Annotated in this window: 16 protein-coding genes; 15 read left to right on the top strand and 1 reads right to left on the bottom strand. The window is 42.4% G+C overall.

The annotated features are described in order from the left end of the window. Window positions 1-40: 40 nt before the first annotated feature. From HZA10_05965 to HZA10_05930, 8 genes are all read left to right on the top strand, one after another. On the top strand, window positions 41-1,042 hold the full coding sequence (locus HZA10_05965; protein ID MBI5195847.1) for a GDP-mannose 4,6-dehydratase: 1,002 nt from the start codon (window positions 41-43) through the stop codon (window positions 1,040-1,042). Then, window positions 1,039-2,163, top strand: a complete 1,125-nt coding sequence (locus tag HZA10_05960; GenBank protein ID MBI5195846.1) for a DegT/DnrJ/EryC1/StrS family aminotransferase — start codon at window positions 1,039-1,041, stop codon at window positions 2,161-2,163. Before HZA10_05965 ends, HZA10_05960 begins: the two co-directional genes overlap by 4 nt. Further along, window positions 2,139-2,609 carry an acyltransferase gene (locus HZA10_05955; protein ID MBI5195845.1) on the top strand — a complete coding sequence of 157 codons (471 nt, stop codon included), beginning with the start codon at window positions 2,139-2,141 and terminating at the stop codon, window positions 2,607-2,609. The genes HZA10_05960 and HZA10_05955 overlap by 25 nt, the downstream gene beginning before the upstream one ends. 5 nt (window positions 2,610-2,614) lie before the next feature. Then, window positions 2,615-3,553, top strand: coding sequence for a glycosyltransferase (locus tag HZA10_05950; protein MBI5195844.1), 939 nt, complete (start codon window positions 2,615-2,617; stop codon window positions 3,551-3,553). After that, window positions 3,550-5,100, top strand: a complete 1,551-nt coding sequence (locus HZA10_05945; GenBank protein ID MBI5195843.1) for a B12-binding domain-containing radical SAM protein — start codon at window positions 3,550-3,552, stop codon at window positions 5,098-5,100. Before HZA10_05950 ends, HZA10_05945 begins: the two co-directional genes overlap by 4 nt. A gap of 134 nt (window positions 5,101-5,234) precedes the next feature. Next, window positions 5,235-6,641: a hypothetical protein gene (locus HZA10_05940; GenBank protein ID MBI5195842.1), complete on the top strand. Its 1,407-nt coding sequence runs from the start codon at window positions 5,235-5,237 to the stop codon at window positions 6,639-6,641. An 89-nt stretch (window positions 6,642-6,730) separates the two neighbouring features. Then, on the top strand, window positions 6,731-8,665 hold the full coding sequence (asnB, locus tag HZA10_05935; protein MBI5195841.1) for an asparagine synthase (glutamine-hydrolyzing): 1,935 nt from the start codon (window positions 6,731-6,733) through the stop codon (window positions 8,663-8,665). Window positions 8,666-8,841: 176 nt separating this feature from the next. Further along, window positions 8,842-10,071, top strand: coding sequence for a glycosyltransferase family 4 protein (locus HZA10_05930; GenBank protein ID MBI5195840.1), 1,230 nt, complete (start codon window positions 8,842-8,844; stop codon window positions 10,069-10,071). 67 nt (window positions 10,072-10,138) lie between these two features. Here HZA10_05930 and HZA10_05925 read toward each other — a convergent pair whose 3' ends face one another. Further along, entirely contained in the window at window positions 10,139-10,906 is a 768-nt protein-coding gene (locus HZA10_05925; protein ID MBI5195839.1) for a hypothetical protein, read from the bottom strand. A 78-nt stretch (window positions 10,907-10,984) separates the two neighbouring features. On the opposite strand from HZA10_05925, the gene HZA10_05920 reads away from it, so the two are divergent. The 7 genes from HZA10_05920 to HZA10_05890 all read left to right on the top strand — a co-directional run. Further along, the gene (locus tag HZA10_05920; protein MBI5195838.1) at window positions 10,985-11,992 is read left to right on the top strand and encodes a hypothetical protein; all 1,008 of its coding nucleotides are present in this window, start codon (window positions 10,985-10,987) and stop codon (window positions 11,990-11,992) included. Window positions 11,993-11,996: 4 nt separating this feature from the next. Next, window positions 11,997-12,701: a dTMP kinase gene (locus tag HZA10_05915; GenBank protein ID MBI5195837.1), complete on the top strand. Its 705-nt coding sequence runs from the start codon at window positions 11,997-11,999 to the stop codon at window positions 12,699-12,701. Next, window positions 12,692-13,735 carry a hypothetical protein gene (locus HZA10_05910; protein MBI5195836.1) on the top strand — a complete coding sequence of 348 codons (1,044 nt, stop codon included), beginning with the start codon at window positions 12,692-12,694 and terminating at the stop codon, window positions 13,733-13,735. Before HZA10_05915 ends, HZA10_05910 begins: the two co-directional genes overlap by 10 nt. Next, entirely contained in the window at window positions 13,736-14,935 is a 1,200-nt protein-coding gene (locus HZA10_05905) for a hypothetical protein (protein MBI5195835.1), read from the top strand. 6 nt (window positions 14,936-14,941) lie between these two features. Further along, window positions 14,942-16,990 carry a methionine--tRNA ligase gene (gene metG / locus HZA10_05900; protein ID MBI5195834.1) on the top strand — a complete coding sequence of 683 codons (2,049 nt, stop codon included), beginning with the start codon at window positions 14,942-14,944 and terminating at the stop codon, window positions 16,988-16,990. 142 nt (window positions 16,991-17,132) lie between these two features. Then, a complete protein-coding gene (locus tag HZA10_05895) occupies window positions 17,133-17,762 on the top strand; it encodes a metallophosphoesterase (GenBank protein MBI5195833.1) in 630 nt (209 codons plus the stop codon). 164 nt (window positions 17,763-17,926) lie between these two features. Next, the coding region (locus tag HZA10_05890) for a nucleotidyltransferase domain-containing protein (GenBank protein MBI5195832.1) at window positions 17,927-18,482 on the top strand (556 nt) is incomplete at its 3' end.

Genomic DNA, 18,482 nt, shown 5'->3' with positions numbered 1-18,482 from the left:
AAACTTCTTTAAATAATTCTTCAGCAGCGGCGAAATGAAAATACAAAATAAGAAGGTGCTTGTAACCGGCGGCGCCGGCTTTATCGGCAGCAATCTGGTAGATAAACTTGCAAAAAACAATCAAGTTGTAATACTTGATAATTTTTCATCCGGGAAGAAAGAAAATATCATTCACCATGAAGGCAGTGCAAATGTTGAAATAATCAAAGGGGATATCAGAAACAAAGATTTATTGTATAACATCACAAAAGATACGGATATTATTTATCACCTGGCCGTTCAGTGTCTCAGGGTATCTATTAATGACCCTGAAATAAACCACGAAGTGAATGCTGGAGGGACTTTCAACCTCTGCATGGCTGCACTCAGAAATAACGTAAAAAGGTTTGTATATGTCTCATCTTCAGAGGTATACGGTACGGCAGTTAAAGTTCCGATGGATGAATTTCATACCTGTGAACCCACAACTGTTTATGGCGCCAGCAAACTCGCAGGAGAAAAATATACGCTTGCATATTACAGAACGTATAACCTGCCTTCCATGGTTGTCATTCCGTTTAATACATATGGTCCGAGGGAGCATTTTGAAAGCGCATATGGAGAAGTGATTCCGAAATTTGTATTGCGCGCGCTTAACAATGTCCCGCCTGTTATTTTCGGCGACGGCAGTCAGACAAGGGATTTTACATATGTTGACGATACGGTAAGAGGAATCATAATGGCGTCTGAATGCGATGATATGATTGGTCAGACTGTTAATATAGCGAGAGGCGAAGAGGTAAGCATTAAAAAGCTTGCAGAAAAAATATATACGAAGCTCGGCAAGCCAGCCATTAAACCGGTTTTTGAAAAGGACAGGCCCGGCGACGTAAAAAGGCATTTTGCGGACGGTAAAAAGGCGGAAAGCCTTTTTAAGTTTAAAGCCGCAGTCGGCATAGATGACGGGCTGGATATGTTTATAAAGTGGTTTATATCTCAGGGATACAATATGTCAGAACTGCTGAAAAAAGATATTGTATTTAACTGGGAGGAAGGCGTATGAATATTCCGGTATCAAAGCCGTTTTTTGACAGGGAAGAAGAGGAAGCTGTTGCGGCAGTGATTCGTTCAGGCTGGGTTACGCAGGGGCCGAAAGTAAAAGAGTTTGAAGAAAAATTCGCTGAGTATACCGGTTCAAAATATGCTGTTGCTGTGACATCGTGCACTGCGGCGCTTCATGCCTCCCTGGCAGTATCAGGCATAGGCGCAGGAGATGAGGTTGTAGTGCCGTCACTTTCATTTATTGCCTCAGCCAATTCTGTGGTACACTGCGGTGCGGCTCCTGTACTCGTTGATATAGACCCCAAAACCTGCAATATTGATCCGGATAAAATAGAGGGGGCAATTACTGAAAAGACAAAGGCAATAATGCCCGTCCACCAGATGGGACTTCCCGCTGATATGGATGCTATTAAAAAAATTGCCGATAAATATAAGTTAATAATAATAGAAGACGCCGCCTGCGCAATCGGCTCTGAGTATAAGGGCAGAAGGATAGGCAGTCACGGTAATACAGCCTGCTTCAGTTTTCATCCGAGAAAGATTATCACAACAGGCGAAGGCGGAATGATAACTACCGACAACCCTGATATGGCCGCAAGACTCAGGAGATTCCGCCATCACGGCATGTCTGTGTCTGATATTGAAAGGCACACGGCAGACAGGGTTATTATTGAGTCATACCCGGAGAAAGGTTATAACTACAGAATGACCGATATGCAGGCGGCAATGGGAATTAGTCAGCTTAAAAAGCTGCCGTATATAATAGAAAGACGACGGCAGATAGCTGCGTTTTATAATAAAAAATTAAGCGATATTTCGTGTATAAATGTGTCTGAGGTTCCGGAGTATGCTTTCCATAACTATCAGTCGTATTGGATTGAATTATTTGCCTCTGCGCCTGTGACAAGGGATGCTTTGATGCAGAGGCTGCTTGAAAAGGGGATAGCGACAAGAAGGGGCATTATGGCAATTCATACGGAAGAGTGCTATTCAAACTACAAGGTTTTTCTTCCCGGTGTTGAGAGAATAACAAGAAATACTATACTTCTCCCCATATATCCGGCGATGACAATGAAAGGACAGGAATATGTAATTCAATGTATAAAGGAGGCTCTGCAGTGATCTCCGGTGAACATGGGATTCCGCCAAACAAATACAATCCCCACGCATGGATTATAAACAACCCCGAGATAGGAGAAGGAACGTGGATTGGCGCATTTACCGTTATTGACGGCATAGGAGGCCTGAAGATAGGAAAGAATTGTGATATAAGCTGCGGGGTTCACATAATTACACACTCCACTGTTAAACGTTGTATTACAGAAAGAAAATACGGCGAAATAGAGAAGGCAGAAACAATAATTGAAGATTATATTTTTATCGGCGAACATGCAACTATACTGAAAGGGGTGCATATCGGACACCACAGCATTATTGCGGCTGGAACTGTAGTTAAAGAAAATACAGTAATTCCGCCTTATTCTCTTGTAGCGGGGGTGCCGGGGGAAATAGTGAGAAACATAAAAGAGGAAATACAAAACTGGATAAAGCAGGGACAGCGGGGGTGAAAACCATGCCGCTTATTTCCATAATAATTCCTGTATTTAATGAAGAGGAAAATCTTCTGCCGCTGTATCAGAAATTATTGGATATCACGAAGAACTCGGAGAATATTTTTGAATTTATCTTTGTTGATGACGGTTCAACTGACAAATCGTTTTCTATGCTCTATGGCATGTCAAGAAAAGATTCCAGAGTTAAAATAATCAGGTTTTCAAGGAATTTCGGAAGCCACGCCGCATGTCTTGCCGGACTTATGCATTCAAAAGGAGATGCAAGCACCTTTATATCTGCTGATTTGCAGGACCCTCCCGAGATAATACAGCAGATGATAGATGAATGGAAAAGGGGCTGTGAAGTAGTCATTGGCATTAGAGAATGGGAAGGAAGACCTTTGCGGCTGCTCCCTAAGATATATTATAAGTTAGTCGGAAGATTTGCCTTGAAAAATATGCCTGAAATGGGAACAGACGTGTTTCTGATAGACAGAAAAGTGATAAATGCCGTTGTATCAATGAGGGAAAAGAACACTTCAATATTCGGTCTTATACTCTGGAGCGGCTTCAATCAGGGAATAGTTACTTACAAAAGAGGGCTAAGGCATAAAGGAGCTTCAAAATGGACACTAATGAAAAAGATAAAACTTTTTATTGATACCTTTGTGTCATTTTCGTATTCACCAATAAGGTTAATCTCTCTGATAGGTATATTGTTTGCATTCATGGGTTTTGTATATGCGCTCGTCGTCATCTTTAACCGGCTGTTCTTGTCAGCTCCGGTAGAAGGCTGGTCGTCGCTCATGGTTGTTTTACTGATAGTTTCAGGGGTTCAGCTTGTGATGCTCGGCATCCTCGGCGAATATCTATGGCGGAATTTTGACGAATCAAGAAAACGCCCGCCCTTTATTATTAGGGATTTAATTGATATTGAACGCGAGGTGGACAAACAGTGAAGCCCAATGTGCTCTTGATAAACCCTAAAATAGGCGAAAGGTCCCAGAACAAGAAAATCAACGCCATGATTAACATAACCTTTCCCACAAGCATCGGAGTGCTTGCAGGCTATTTATCGGTTTCAGGCATTGATAAAGTTGATATTATTGACGAGCAGATTCATCCGATAGAAGACAATGAGTTGCCGTATATATTAAATTCTCTGGAAGAACCGCGAATTGTAGGCCTTAGCGTTTTAACGCTGAACTGCGGGCGGGCATATGAACTGGCGCGCAAGATAAAAGGGATTGACCGGAAAACTTTAGTAGTGCTTGGCGGCATACATCCGACGGTAGCTGCGGATGAAGTTTTGTCCAGAGATGGGGTAGATGTTATTGTCAGGGGAGAAGGGGAGGAAACATTTAAAGAATTAGTTCAATTTATATTAAACAAAAAAAACTATCTAAGCATTCAGGGAGTATCATACAGGCAGGACGGCAGAAATATACATAATCCCGACAGGCCTCTGGTGCAGGACCTTGATATTATACCCCCATTCCCTTATTACCTGTTTGAAAAAGACCTTGCTAAATATCCGAATTTTTGCGGAATCTTTGCATCGCGGGGATGTCCATACCAATGCACTTTTTGCTCATCCAGGAATATTTCTGGGAGAAAATACCGTTATCATTCGGTGGACAGGGTTATTCATGAAATCAGCACACTGGTCAGGAAATACAAGCAGGAATCTGTTTTTCTTATGGATGATAATATAGCGGTGAACAAGAAACATTTCAAGGAATTATGCGATGCGATAATAAAAGAAGATTTACATAAGGAAGCATTTTTTCACGGCTCACTGAGAGGGGACAATGCTGCTGATGATATCCTTGATATGGCTTATGATGCTAATTTCAGGATCCTCTATTACGGGCTGGAAACAGGCAGTGAAAAGCTGATGAAAATCATCAACAAAGGGGAAACCGTAGCCGTTGTTGAAGATGCAATCAGGAGGTCTGCTGTGAAAGGTTTTTCAGTCGGTACAACAATAATTTTCGGTTTACCGACAGAAACGAGGAAAGACCGCTACAATACATTGAAGTTCGTGAAGTCCCTTCCGCTGTCTTCAGTCCGCTTTAATACGCTTACTCCGTATCCGGGGACTCCCGTATACAGCCAGGAGCAGCCCAAAGGAAAAATTCTTGTAAAAGACAACTGGGAAAATTTCGGAGTGCAGTATATGTGGGAGAGCGATGATATCCCTTATATTCCGGAGGGGAATGACAGGATTGAGCTTATTTTTGATACCATGTGGGCGAATTTATCCTACTATTTAAGTTTTATGGGAATTAAAAATTTATTAACGGCGAAATATGCGGGCGGTAATGTCGTAAAGTTAAAAAAGAGGTGGTATTTATCATTTACAGAACTGAAAAAAATGTCTGCTATGTTTTTTTACCTTTTTTCCAGGTTTACGAATGTTGCAGTAAGAATGCTCTGGAGGATGTTTACAAAAAGCTTAAATCAGCAAAATTACTTTAACAAGACAGGGAAACGCATCTGTTGACAAATAATATATCAAGAGTGTTCCTGCTTTTTTTTGTTTTTCTATGCTATATTTTTTTTAAAACCGGGATTCACGGCGATGAATTTATACACACTAATAATGTGCCGTTATGGACGTTAAAGCAATTATTGACATTGAACTTTTCTAAAAGCCCGCCTCTCTACATGTTCTACAACCTTCCCGTGTATTATCTGGATTTTTTTCAATATTATTTTTTTGAAGACGTTGCAATATACTACGAAGTCATGAAGACCGCTGTCTCATTTTTAAGCGGTTATCTGTTCTATGTTTTTGCCAGGGATTATGTAAACAGACAGGCGGCATTCTTATTGGCAGTTTTTTTTATTTTATTTCCGCTGCACGATTCTGTAAATTACCTCCTTCAAAATGCACAGTATCTGCTTATAGCATTCGGTTTGATAGTGTATTCCCATGCCCTGATAAATAACAATAGTCTAAAAAAAGGCTTTTTAATGGGGATGTTAGGTTCTTTTTTCAGTTACGCATCCCCCCCTTTTGTATGGGGACTTTCCGTAATATTTTTGATGAAGAAGGAGTATAAGAAATTTTTGATTTTCACAGCGCCGCAAGTCATATATACGCTTTATATCCTTATTGCCGTAAAGGTCTTTACACTGGAAAAAGTCAGGACAATTGATTCAGGCAATTTTTCAAAGCTTATAAAACAATTTATATTACAGGTACTGACATTCATAGATGTTGCAATCGGACCGTCTCTCGCAGTGAAAATTTATTTTTCCATTCTCCAGCTATCATTTTTATCCGTAGCGATTGGTATTCTGATAATTGTTTTATTTTATAAATATTATGGTTTTGAAAAAGAAAAATTTAATTTTCACCTGTTTTGCGCTTTTTCAGTTGTAACTGTGCTGGCTTTTTGCATGTTTGCAGTAACGGGTTATTATCCGCAAACTGCCTTCAATCTCGGCAACAGGGTAACTATTTATAGTTCGCTATTGCTGGCCTTTCTGGCGGGTTCATTTATTAGTTCTAATAAGAAAGCAGCAGTAATAATTTTTTCAATCTTGATTTTCAGCATACTGGGCATTTCGGATCATTGGAAAGATTGGAATAAAAAACAGAAATTAATTGCTGATAATTTTGCCGGCAACCGAGATATTATAAGCCTTGATGCTTCCGAACCACTTTTCGTGTCGTACAACCAGTTCAGTAAATTCGGTGAAATAAGCCATATAGAATTTATTACAGAGGGAGTGGGGGGCCATCTTTTAAAAAGGGCTGCAAAGAAAGACTTTAAAATATCTCCGATAAATAAGAGATTCTATGTTGACAATAATGTTTTGATTGACAGGAAATGGGAGATAAAGTTTATAGTGAAAGATTACATAAATGTGTACGACTCGGAATCTGATAAATTATTGAAGATAGAAAAAAATAAAATACAAAATTATATTGACAGCCTTCCCAATGACAATCGTCACTGGGCTCAGTTGATTGATAATAAATTTATTAATGGCGTTATTGTTAAACTCATGCCGCGTCTGAAATACGCTTTTTAATATAAAGACCGCTTACTCTTTAAAACTTCATTAATAAGTCGTGTCAAGCTGTCAAAAATTTATAGAATTAGCAGGGGGTTTTCCATAAAATGTGCGGGATATGGGGAATGATAACAGGCGGGGATATTGACCGTATTTTATTTGAAAAGGCAGGAGATGCCCACTCACACCGCGGGCCGGATGACAAAGGAATTTATATGAAGTCAGGAGTCTGTCGGAGCGACCCTCAGCGGAGTCCCGTATCGGGAAGTCAGAAATCAGAAGTAAATGTTGCCTTGGGGCATAGAAGATTATCCATCATTGATCTTTCTGAAAATGCGCATCAGCCGATGTCAAATGAAAACGGCTTGTTATGGATAACATATAACGGCGAAATCTATAACTTCCGGGAAATCCGCATGGCATTAACTGCCGCCGGCCACAAATTTAGAAGCAATTCTGACACTGAAGTTATCCTGCACGCCTATGAAGAATGGGAAGAAAAATGCCTTGATAAATTTCAGGGGATGTTTGCATTTGCAGTCTGGGATGAAAAAAGGCAAAGACTCTTTCTTGCGAGGGACCGCATAGGCAAAAAGCCGTTATTTTATTATTATGACGGAAAAACCTTTGCCTTTGCCTCAGAGCTTCAGGGATTACTGGCGCTCAACATTCCAAAGGCTGTTGACCTGTCTGCAATCAGCCTCTATTTAACATATCAGTACATCCCTGCGCCAAAGTCGGCATTTAAAAATATTTTCAAGCTTCCTCCTGCACACTATCTGATTTTTGAAAACGGCATTGTAAAGACCAAGCGGTACTGGGACATTGATTTTTCAAAAAAAACTGTCCCGACTGATGAGAGAGAATTAGCAGAAAATGTTTTTAAACAGCTTGAAAATGCTGTAGAGAAGAGACTCATAAGCGATGTTCCGCTTGGGGCATTTTTAAGCGGCGGCATTGACTCAAGCATAGTCACTGCCCTCATGTCAGGGCTTATGAAAGAGCCGGTAAAGACCTTTTCAATCGGATTTGAAGAGGATACATATAATGAGCTTCCTTATGCAAGGCAGATAGCAAAACTTTTCAAAACAGACCATAAAGAATTCATTGTAAGATTTGATGCGCTGAATATTTTGCCGAAACTTGTAAGGCACTACGGCGAGCCGTTTGCAGATTCCTCGGCGCTTCCAACATACTATCTTTCAAAGATGACATCGGAATTTGTAAAAGTTGCCCTCTCAGGAGACGGAGGCGATGAGAATTTTGCAGGCTATGACAGGTATTATGCGTTAAAACTTATGCAGTGGTTCAGGCATATACCTGGAACTGTCAGGGCCTTGTGCGTTAAGATATTGAGCATCGGCGGCGAAACGGATATCAGGAGCAAAAAGAAACGGCTCAAGCGGTTTCTTCAGGGCTCTTTCTATCCGTCAAATCAGGAATATTTGCAGTGGATGATAGTGTTCTCAAAAGATGATATGCAAAAGTATTATGGTGATGCAATGCAGGAGATTTTAAAAAATGAAGAGCCTTACGATTATCTGATAAAGCTGTTTGAGCGCAGCACAGCCGGTAACATGGCTGAGAAGGCAATGGATGCGGATATTCATTCATACCTCCCGTTTGACCTGCTGGTGAAAGTTGATATTGCATCAATGGCTAATTCCCTTGAGGTAAGGTGCCCGTTTCTGGATTATGAATTTATGGAGTTTGCAGCCTCAATCCCTGTGGAATATAAACTCAGGGGGCGAATAAATAAATATATTCTTAAGAAAGCATTTAATGGTGTGGTACCTGAGGCAGTATTCAGCAGGCAAAAGGCAGGCTTCGGCGTTCCGATAAGCAAGTGGTTCAGGCATGAACTCAGGGATTATTTAACAGAGACGCTGTTAAGTTGGAAATCGCTTCAGAGGGGATATTTTAAGTCTGATGCGGTAAGAAAACTTATTTCAGAACACACCGGCGGGAGGATTGACAACAGTGCAAGGCTCTGGGCGCTTCTTATGCTTGAGCTGTGGCACAGGGAGTTTGTGGATGTGTGAGGAATATTAATATGACCTTGTCATCTTCAGAATTTTTATAAGTGATATAGTAGTATATTAATTTGTCATTCCCCGACTTGATCGGGGAATCCAGAGAACTTCTTAGAACTGGATTCCGCATCAAGTGCGGAATGACGGCAAGAAAATGCAATTAGTGGACAAAACGATGAGATTATATGCCTAACATAAAAATCATCCGCATAATAGCCCGTCTTAACATCGGCGGTCCTGCCATTCATACAATCCTTTTATCTTCTGAATTGGACAAATTAGGGTACAAGACAATCCTTGTAAAAGGGACTGAAGGGCCGAGGGAAGGAAGCATGACAGACCTTGCCGAATCCAAAGGCATAAAACCTGTTGTCATCCCTGAGCTTGGCAGGGAGATAGGGCTCAAAAATGACCTCATCGCATTTTATAAACTGTATAAATTAATAAAAAAAGAAAAACCTGATATTGTTCACACTCACACGGCAAAGGCAGGGACTCTGGGCAGGCAGGCGGCATGGCTGGCACGGGTGCCGGTGATTATCCATACCTTTCACGGACATGTGCTTACAGGGTATTTCGGAAAATTGAAATCATGGATATTTATACAGATGGAAAAGGGGCTTGCCAATATCTCAACGCGGATTATTACGCTAAGCGAAGAGCTAAAGAGGGAATTGATGGGCATGGGTATTGGTAGTGCGGAGAAATTTGAGACCATACCGCTTGGTCTTAAACTTGCGCCATTTTTTGATCTTGCAAAATACAGGGGCGAATTCAGAACTGAGATTGGTGTATCGTTGGATACCCTCCTTATAGGCATTGTGGGAAGGCTTGTGCCGATTAAAGGGCACAGGCAGTTTCTTGAAGGAGCAAAGATAATAACAGACCGCATGAAACATGCGGGAGTAACTTTTTATGAAGACTTGCTTAAGAAAGCGACAGATGTAAAATTTGTTATTGTCGGCGACGGGGAGTTGAGGGAAGAACTTGAAGAGTATGCAAAAAAATTAGGCATTGCAGATAAAGTCATTTTCACAGGTTTCAGACGCGACCTCCAGAGAATTTATGCAGACCTTGACATTGTTGCGCTTACCTCATTTAATGAAGGCACGCCTGTGTCCATTATTGAGGCAATGGTTGGAGACAAGCCTGTTGTTGCTGCAAATGTTGGCGGTGTGTCATCACTTGTAAAAGACGGTGTTACAGGATTCCTCGTTCCGCCGGGGCGTGCAGATTTATTTGCAGACGCCCTTATAAAACTCCTAAGCGACGCCCTCTTAAGAAAAAAGATGGGAGAGGCCGGCCGCCGCTGCGTATTCCCCAAATACGATAGCTCCAATCTGGTGAAAACAATGGATGAGTTGTATTCTTCGCTGGTTAAAAAATCCCCTGCCTTGACTGCCGATAAATCCTAAAGGAGGGTTTTCTTAAGCATCAAAAAGGGGAGACCCATCTCTTTTTTGCACAACAGCTCGGCTGAACTCAAATGGGCCGCAATATTTTAGCGAGCAGAGATGTTGCAATGTCCAGATGTTCTTCCGGATTGAACAAAGGCCCGAGCATCTGCACCTGACTGCCGCGGTTTAATAAGCGCTCATCAAATTTAGCATCAGGGCTTTGCCTTCTCAGTTCCGCAGCGACGTGGTTGAAGTTTGCTGCCCGGGATGGCTGAAGCGCCTTTCCAAGAGAGTCATAATGAAGCGCATTCTCGCGTAATACAACCGTCTGCCGGTCTGGCGCAAAGATATAAAGAAACCGTTCACGGTTTTCCTCCTTGGTATGGACTTCATGACTTGTGCGCTTGGTCATTGCCAACCCGCTTGTCATCAGAGCTTTTCCCATGCTGAATTTACGTTCTTTAACAGTCTCAGTTCCCATGTGGACGGTGATACAAAGACCGTACAGGATAAGCCTGATATCACGATAGGGCAGAACAAGCTTTTGCCCCTGGCTGGACTCGGTATGCAGTGATTCTCCGGTAAATTCAAAGTTTCTTACGAGAAAACGCACCCTGTCAGACTCTATTTCATCCAGCCTGAGAATAACAGTATCAAAGCCGTTTGTCCTAAGGTTTGCAGCACAGTCCTCTGCTTTTGCAATCTCCTGAAAAACGGCAAGGACTGAGGGGCCGCCGCCTGGGACGCGCAGACGGGAGCGTGCTTCATATATCGTTTTGCCGAGAACTGCTGCAAGGGCTTGCGAGAACCTGTCTGCGTCTTTATCCAGATTGTAAATTGCAACAATGTTCATATTGTCAGCACCGTGATCCTTCTATATTCTACCAAATAATTTGAAACTCATTACACCCTTAGAGTATCATTAGTAATCATGCTTAAGAGTTTCAGCACAACAGGAATAGGCAGTCTGCCCCTTTTAGACGCAGAAGAGGCGTGCAGGGTTGTATTTGAATCCGTTGACATCCCGTTCTGGCCCCAGCTTCCCCACAGGAGCTTTCTTGAATTCATGATTCCTCAATACACTGAAGGATTTCCGTTTGTGAAGATTAAGGGAGAGTATGTCTATGTGGACAAGGCTGATGAGCAGGCGGCGGCATCTTTTTATGAGGCAATTGAAAAGGGCGCGGGATTTCCTATTTCCAAAGAATATGCACCGGGGTTTTATACATTCCTGGAGATTCTTAAACAGAGAAAAGAAAAATTAAATGTTGTGAAGGGTCATGTTACAGGACCGCTTACATTTACGCTGAGCCTGACTGACAGCCAGAAACGCCCCATTTATTTTGACGAAGAAATGAGAGAGCTGGCCCTTTTTCTGCTTAAGGGAAAGGCTAAGTGGCAGATTGATAATCTCTGGCCTTTTGCTGAAAAAGTTATAATATTCATTGACGAGCCCATACTCTCTGCGCTCGGCACATCAACTTACCTTGGCGTGGATGCAAATGAGGCATTACGCATCCTTAAGGATATTTCAGACTATATCAAAGGCGCGGGGGCAAAGACAGGCATTCATTGCTGCGGCAAGGCGGACTGGCCTCTAATCATCTCATCAGGCATTGACATACTGAACTTTGACGCCTATTTTTTCTGGGATACCCTTGGCATTTATCCCGGGGAGATGAGGGAATTTATAGACAGGGGCGGATATATTGCATGGGGAATCGTGCCGACAATAAATAAAATAAAAGAGATAACAGCCAATGATTTAAAAGAACAGCTTGAACGGGGGCTTGTTTCGCTGGAGAAAACAGGCATTTCACGCGACAGCATAAGGAGACAGGCGATTCTTACGCCTTCATGCGGCACCGGTTCAATGGATGCCGGCGATGCCCTGCGGGTTTTTTCGCTTCTGAAAGAGGTGTCTGAGGCTTATAAATAAAGTTATGCAAAATAATGAATCAACTAATGTATCACGCCTGCCTGCCGCCTGCCTGTCCGGTAGGCAGGGTCAGGCAGGCATTACGCTTCACGGTCTCAGGGGCTTTATAACATTTGAGGGCATTGAAGGCTCGGGCAAAAGCACGCAGCTTAAACTTCTTTCGGACTATTTGAAGGCTAAAGGGTTAAAGGTCCTGACAACTGAAGAGCCCGGAGGCACAAAAATCGGGCTTAAAATAAGGGAGATACTCCTTGCGCCTGAAAACAGCATGAATCCTTTGACAGAGCTTCTTCTTTATAACACATCCAGGGCGCAGCATGTAAGGGAGGTCATTTATCCCGCGCTTATGCAGGGCGCTGTTGTAATATGCGACAGATTTTTTGATTCAACCGTTGCTTATCAGGGCCATGGCAGGGGGATGGACATGGCAGTTATAAAAACCCTCAATGAAATTGCAGCCCCTGATTTAAAGCCGTTTGTTACATTCCTGCTTGATATGGATGTTGAGGAAGGATTAAGAAGAAATGTGGAAGCCCGGAAAAGAGACAGGCTTGAACTTGAGACTGTGGAGTTTCACAAGAGGGTGCAGGAGGGGTATTTTAAGATTGCAAAAGAAGAGCCTGAGAGGGTAAGGATAATTGATGCATCAGGGAGCACTGAGGAAGTTCATAAAAGAATTATAGAGGCGCTGGAGTCGGCATGGCTTTAAAAGATATTATCGGACAGGAAAGGGCCTTGGGGATTTTAAGAGGCTCTATTGCAAAAAACCGCCTTGCCCATGCATATCTTTTTGCAGGCGACGCAGGCATAGGCAAGAAGCTTACGGCGGTTAATTTTGCAAAGGCGCTTAACTGCCTGAACAACCGTGAAGCGTTAAGCGTTATGAGTGATGAGTTAAAAAAAGATACGCATTACGCATCACGCATCACGCATCACGCAATTGACTGCTGTGATGAGTGCCCGTCCTGCATAAAGATAGATAAGGCTATTCACCCTGATGTGTTTTTTATTGCCCCGGAAGGCGACGGTGGTCAGATTACGATTAAAATAATCAGGGAGCTTGAGGAGCATTTATCATACAAATCATTTGAAGGCATGTGGAAGGTTGCAGTTATAGACATAGCGGAAAACCTTAATCAGTCTGCGGCGAATGCCTTTTTGAAGACTCTTGAAGAGCCTCCCGGGCACAGCCTTTTAATCCTTATATCTTCAAGGCCTGAATTAATCCCTGACACAATACGTTCAAGATGCCAGACAGTCAGATTTTCTCCTCTTCCACTTGAAAAAATGACAGAACTGCTGAAGCATGAAACGCAAAACACAAATCACAAACTCATAAGCCTGCTTTCTGCAGGAAGGCTTGGTGATGCATTAAGTGAGGATATGATCGGCAGGAGGGATGATTCGCTGGATAAGCTTAAAAACCTTCTGGGCAATATTGAGGGCGCATCATGGGCAGACAGGGATTCTATGGAGGAATGGTTTGAGTGGGCGCAGCTTTGGCTCAGGGATATTGCTGTGTTTAAGGCTACTGACAATGCAGGGCTTTTGATTAATTACGACAAAGAGGCGGAGATAAAAAATATTTCACAATACGCTGATTTGAGAGAAATACTTACGCTTTCTGATAAACTTAATGATATAAAAGACCGGTTACGGTTTAATTTAAACAAAGAACTTACATTTTACTATACAAGTATTTTGTTAAAAGAGGCTTTGGGTTATAGCTCGCAGGGAGGATAGATGCAGGAAGATAGCGCACAGAATACAGCAGACGACACACAGAATGCGGGCAAAGCGGTTAGCGAAGAACAGCCGGAAGCTGCTGAAAAACCGGCGGCTGACAACCCGCCGCCTGCTGAAGGCGGAGAATCCCGTACACGTATAAATGCAGTAAGCGTAAGATTTAAGTCATGCGGCAAACCAAATTTCTTTGAGGTAAACGGCGTTGAAGTCAGCCCCGGAACATGGGTTGTGGCAGAGTCTGAAATGGGTTTAAACCTCGGCGTTGTCATAAAAGCAAAACACATCATTGAAAAGCCTGAGCCGCAGCTTAAAAAAATTCTCAGGATAGCAACTGAGGAAGACATTGCCAGTGACAAAAACAACCGTACTTTTGAAAACGAGGCAAAGGCTTTTTGCATTGAAAAGGTAAAAGACCATAAGCTTGCTATGAAGGTGATTGCCACGGAGTCAACTCTTGACAGGAAAAGGCTCATCTTCTATTTTACTGCCGATGAGAGGATTGACTTCAGGGAGCTTGTAAGGGACCTTGCGGGGAGATTTAAAACCCGGATAGAGATGCGGCAGATAGGCGTAAGGGACGAGGTAAAATGCATCGGCGGCATCGGTGTATGCGGCAGGCAGACATGCTGCACGCTTTTTCTTACATCCTTTGAACCGGTATCAATAAGAATGGCGAAAAAGCAGGAGCTTGCCTTAAATCCAAGCAAGCTTTCAGGCATTTGCGGCAGGCTGATGTGCTGTCTGGGATATGAATGCAAGCAGCCCGGCGAACCCTATGTTGAAGCTTCAAAGGAAACCATAGAAGAGCCGCAGGCAGAACAGGCAGTAGCAGCAGAAACAGTAACAGGCAATAATGCAAAAGATCAGGTGGCAGGGCAGCAGGATGATAAAACGGCAGGAAAGACTGAAACAAGTTATAAAGGCAGAGAACACAGAAGACGCGATAGAGAACGCAGACGCCGGAGGCAGGAACACAGGCCTCAGTCTCCGGTGCAGGATATGCCGAACCTTGCCTCCTGGCAGGCAGGCGCTCAACACCCAACACCCAACGCTGAAAGCTTAACCGTGCCTACCCTGCCTACAGGACAGGCAGGCGACAGGCAGGCGCAAGTCCCCGGCTCAGAACAGCCTGAAAAAACGGGCAAGGGCAAGCCGTTTAACAAACGCAGGAATTTCTGGAAGAAAAAGAGAAGGTAAGGAAAGATGGAGAAGTTTTATGTCACCACCCCGATTTATTATGTTAATGACGTCCCGCATATAGGCCATGCCTATACAACGATTGCAGCCGACATACTTGCACGGTACAACAGGCTTAAAGGCAGGGAGGTTTTTTTCCTTACCGGCACTGACGAGCACGGGCAAAAAGTTGAAAAATCCGCGCAGGAAAGGGGGCACACCCCGAAGACACATGCTGACCTGATGGTTGGGAATTTCAGGAATCTCTGGACAAAATTAAATATATCAAATGATACATTTATCCGCACCACTGATTCTGAACATATTAAGACAGTGCAGGGACTTATCCGGATTTTGTGGGATAACGGAGAGATAGAAAAAAGACAGTACTCGGGATGGTATTGCACGCCGGACGAGCGGTTCTGGACGGAAAAAGACCTTGTTGAGGGGAAATGTCCTGACTGCGGCCGGGCTGTGGAGCAGATACAGGAGGAAAACTATTTTTTCCTGATGTCAAAGTATCAGGAGAGGCTCATTAAATATATTGAAGACAATCCCTCATACATACTTCCGGATACGCGCAGGAATGAGGTGCTCGGCTTTTTAAAGAACAACACCCTCGGAGACCTCTGCATATCAAGGCCCAAATCAAGGCTTGCATGGGGCATTCCGTTTTCTTTTGATAAAGACTTTGTGGTTTACGTCTGGTTTGACGCGCTGGTAAATTACTATTCAGCAACAAAATATCTTACTCCCCCAAAAGGAGTCAGGAGTCAGAAGTCAGGAGTCGGGAGTGAAAATTTACAACACCCCCCTGCCTCCCCCCTTAATAAGGGGGGAATTAAAGGGGGGTTAACTCTCAACTCAGATGACTGGTGGCCTGCGGACCATCACCTTGTCGGAAAAGATATCCTTACAACACATGCGGTTTACTGGTCTACGATGCTCATGGCGCTTAAATTACCTTTGCCTCAGAATATCTTTGCGCACGGCTGGTGGACGGTGAACGGGAAGAAAATGTCAAAGTCTTTCGGCAATGTGGTGGACCCTAATGCAATGATTGGTAAGTATGGCGCGGACGCGTTCAGGTTTTTTCTTTTTCGGGAAGTTCCTTTCGGCCTTGATGGTAATTTCTCAGAAGAGGCTTTGATTAACCGTATCAATACTGACCTTGCAAACGACTTAGGAAATTTATTGAGCAGATTTTTGACAATGGCGGAAAAATATTTTGAGAGTAAAATTGAAATTCCGATGGGAGACACAACCGAGATTAATCCCTTTGCGCGTGAGTGTATAAATGCAATGCATACCGCCATTGATGATGAAAACTACGGCCATTGGTCTCATCTCAGATTCAATATAATACTTGACGCTATCTGGATTATTGTCAGGGCTGCCAATAATCATATAGCACAAAAAGAACCTTGGAAACTTGCCAAAAGCAATACAGAACAATTGAAGTTCGTTATGTTTAATCTATGGAATGCCATTAGGCTTACGGCAGTTGCGCTGCATCCGTTTATGCCTGATACAACAAAAAAAATATGGAAGCAGCTCGGACTTAAGTCATTAGCTGATGAAACCAGACAGAGTTTCGGTTCAGAGAAATATCCTGAAATCTTTAAATGGGAATGGACGCCGGGTTATGAAATAAAAGTTTCAAAGGCAGAACAATTGTTTCCGAGGATAGAGGTGAAAAAAGAAATGCAAAGAGAAGAAAAGGCATCTGCTGAACCAGAAGCAGAAGGATTAAACCTTATCACAATTGATGATTTTTTAAAGGTCAAATTAAAGGTCGGAAAAGTTATTAGTGCAGAGCGGGTGAAAAAATCAAACAAGCTGATTAAGCTTCAGGTAGATACCGGAGAGATGCGTCAGGTAGTGGCGGGAATCGGGAATGTATATGCGCCTGAGGACCTTACCGGGAAAAAGGTTGTGGTGGTTACAAATCTTCAGCCTGCAAAATTAATGGGCGTTGAGTCGCAGGGCATGGTGCTTGCCGCCACTGACAGCGACGGCGTATTATCAATATTAACGACTGAGAAGGATGTGAAGGAGGGGGCGGGGATAAAGTAATGCCCTATGAGCCAAAGGGCAAGAGAAAACTTAAAAAAGCGGATAGGCGAATATAAATTAGCAAAACGATTATTCAAGTATATAAAACAAGAAAATTAGGAGCGAGGTTCGTAAGAACTTGTACAAGGCACTGATACAAGAAATGCAGAAGGATGGCATTTTCTCAGGTAAGAAAGGTATCCCGGCTGTAATAGATAGATTACTGTCTAAGGATTGCTCAAAGGAGGAAGCATCTTCATACTTAGAAAAACAGGGCAAAAATGCTGTGCCAACACTCATTGAGGCTCTCCAGAAGAAGGAAGAAAACATGTCATCAAATAAGCATGGATATATTGCCCTTGTATTAGCTGAAATAGGTGCAAAGGGCCCCATACCCGCGTTGATTAGTTCATTTCCAGCCTTAGAGATAAGTGAAACTGTAGTTATTGTTGACACAGGGGATATAGCAAATTGGGGTATAGTTAATTATAGAGTTCTTGAAAGGTGGATTGATAGAGATCCTGATAAGGTTCCTGCACTTCACGAGTTAAAAACGCGGTATGGAAAATATCTTAACATTATTAATTTTGAACACTATTATGCCAAATACTATCTGGAGAACTATAAGATGACTGATATTATTGAAAACTACAAAATAAATTTTGTGCTGCAGGCTGGGGCTTATGCCCTTAGCAAAATCACCGGTGAAGACTTTGGAACTAATAGAGAAGAATGGCAAGAGTGGTGGGAGAAAAATAAAGTAAAATATAATATGCCTGCAACAGACAGATAACATAACAAAAAACGATAAGGATTATACCATCAAGATTCAAACAGGATATTTTTGACGTCTTGTCTTATAAAATCTCATAACCAAAGTTCTCATGAACCTCTCCACTTGTCAGCGGGAAAATTAATATGTTACACTTGTAACAAATATGTTACAAGGAGACTTATATGAAGTTTCATATTTCGCTGCTTGATATATTAAATTCAAAAACAAAGGTAAAAATAATAAAATTTCTCCTAACTCATGAGGCTTCTATGAGTGAAAGAGAGATAGCATCTATTTTAAAAGTCTCTCACATGAGTGTAAATAGAATGATGAGAGAACTCACCGAGTTTAATCTCGTGAACTGCGTTACTGTTGGGAAAGTCCATCTGTGGAGAGTAAATCGTAAGAGTTATGCTTTTAGAGTTTTATCTAAATTAATTAAAGGTGTTTCAGGTATTAAAGAGCCTGTAGAGGACTTTAAAGATACACTATTAAAAAATTTACCCACGACTTTAATTAAAAGAGTGGTTTTGTTTGGATCTGTAGCAAAAGGTTTGGAAAGGGTAAACAGTGATATAGATGTCTTTGTCTTGGTTAAAGATGAACAAAGCAAAAAGAAACTGGAGCCTAAAATAGAAAATTTATCAAATGCATGTTTTGAGGCATACGGGAATAGATTAGCTCCGTATATCTTAACGGAACAGGAGATGAAACAAAAGAAAAATTTGAAGATTATCT

This window comes from Nitrospirota bacterium (assembly GCA_016212185.1).
In the GTDB taxonomy this organism is placed as follows: Bacteria; Nitrospirota; Thermodesulfovibrionia; order UBA6902; family DSMQ01; genus JACRGX01.
Note: the sequence above shows the minus strand (reverse complement) of the source record. Positions and strands in the feature narration are given on the sequence as shown.

What these genes read in the sequence shown, in the direction of transcription:
- HZA10_05960 (MBI5195846.1), top strand. Translation starts at nt 1,039, where the DNA reads ATGAATATTCCGGTATCAAAGCCGTTTTTTGACAGGGAAGAAGAGGAA.
- HZA10_05955 (MBI5195845.1), top strand. Translation starts at nt 2,139, where the DNA reads ATGTATAAAGGAGGCTCTGCAGTGATCTCCGGTGAACATGGGATTCCG.
- HZA10_05950 (MBI5195844.1), top strand. Translation starts at nt 2,615, where the DNA reads ATGCCGCTTATTTCCATAATAATTCCTGTATTTAATGAAGAGGAAAAT.
- asnB (MBI5195841.1), top strand. Translation starts at nt 6,731, where the DNA reads ATGTGCGGGATATGGGGAATGATAACAGGCGGGGATATTGACCGTATT.
- HZA10_05930 (MBI5195840.1), top strand. Translation starts at nt 8,842, where the DNA reads ATGCCTAACATAAAAATCATCCGCATAATAGCCCGTCTTAACATCGGC.
- HZA10_05925 (MBI5195839.1), bottom strand. Translation starts at nt 10,906, where the DNA reads ATGAACATTGTTGCAATTTACAATCTGGATAAAGACGCAGACAGGTTC.
- HZA10_05920 (MBI5195838.1), top strand. Translation starts at nt 10,985, where the DNA reads ATGCTTAAGAGTTTCAGCACAACAGGAATAGGCAGTCTGCCCCTTTTA.
- HZA10_05915 (MBI5195837.1), top strand. Translation starts at nt 11,997, where the DNA reads ATGCAAAATAATGAATCAACTAATGTATCACGCCTGCCTGCCGCCTGC.
- HZA10_05910 (MBI5195836.1), top strand. Translation starts at nt 12,692, where the DNA reads ATGGCTTTAAAAGATATTATCGGACAGGAAAGGGCCTTGGGGATTTTA.
- HZA10_05905 (MBI5195835.1), top strand. Translation starts at nt 13,736, where the DNA reads ATGCAGGAAGATAGCGCACAGAATACAGCAGACGACACACAGAATGCG.
- metG (MBI5195834.1), top strand. Translation starts at nt 14,942, where the DNA reads ATGGAGAAGTTTTATGTCACCACCCCGATTTATTATGTTAATGACGTC.
- HZA10_05895 (MBI5195833.1), top strand. Translation starts at nt 17,133, where the DNA reads ATGCAGAAGGATGGCATTTTCTCAGGTAAGAAAGGTATCCCGGCTGTA.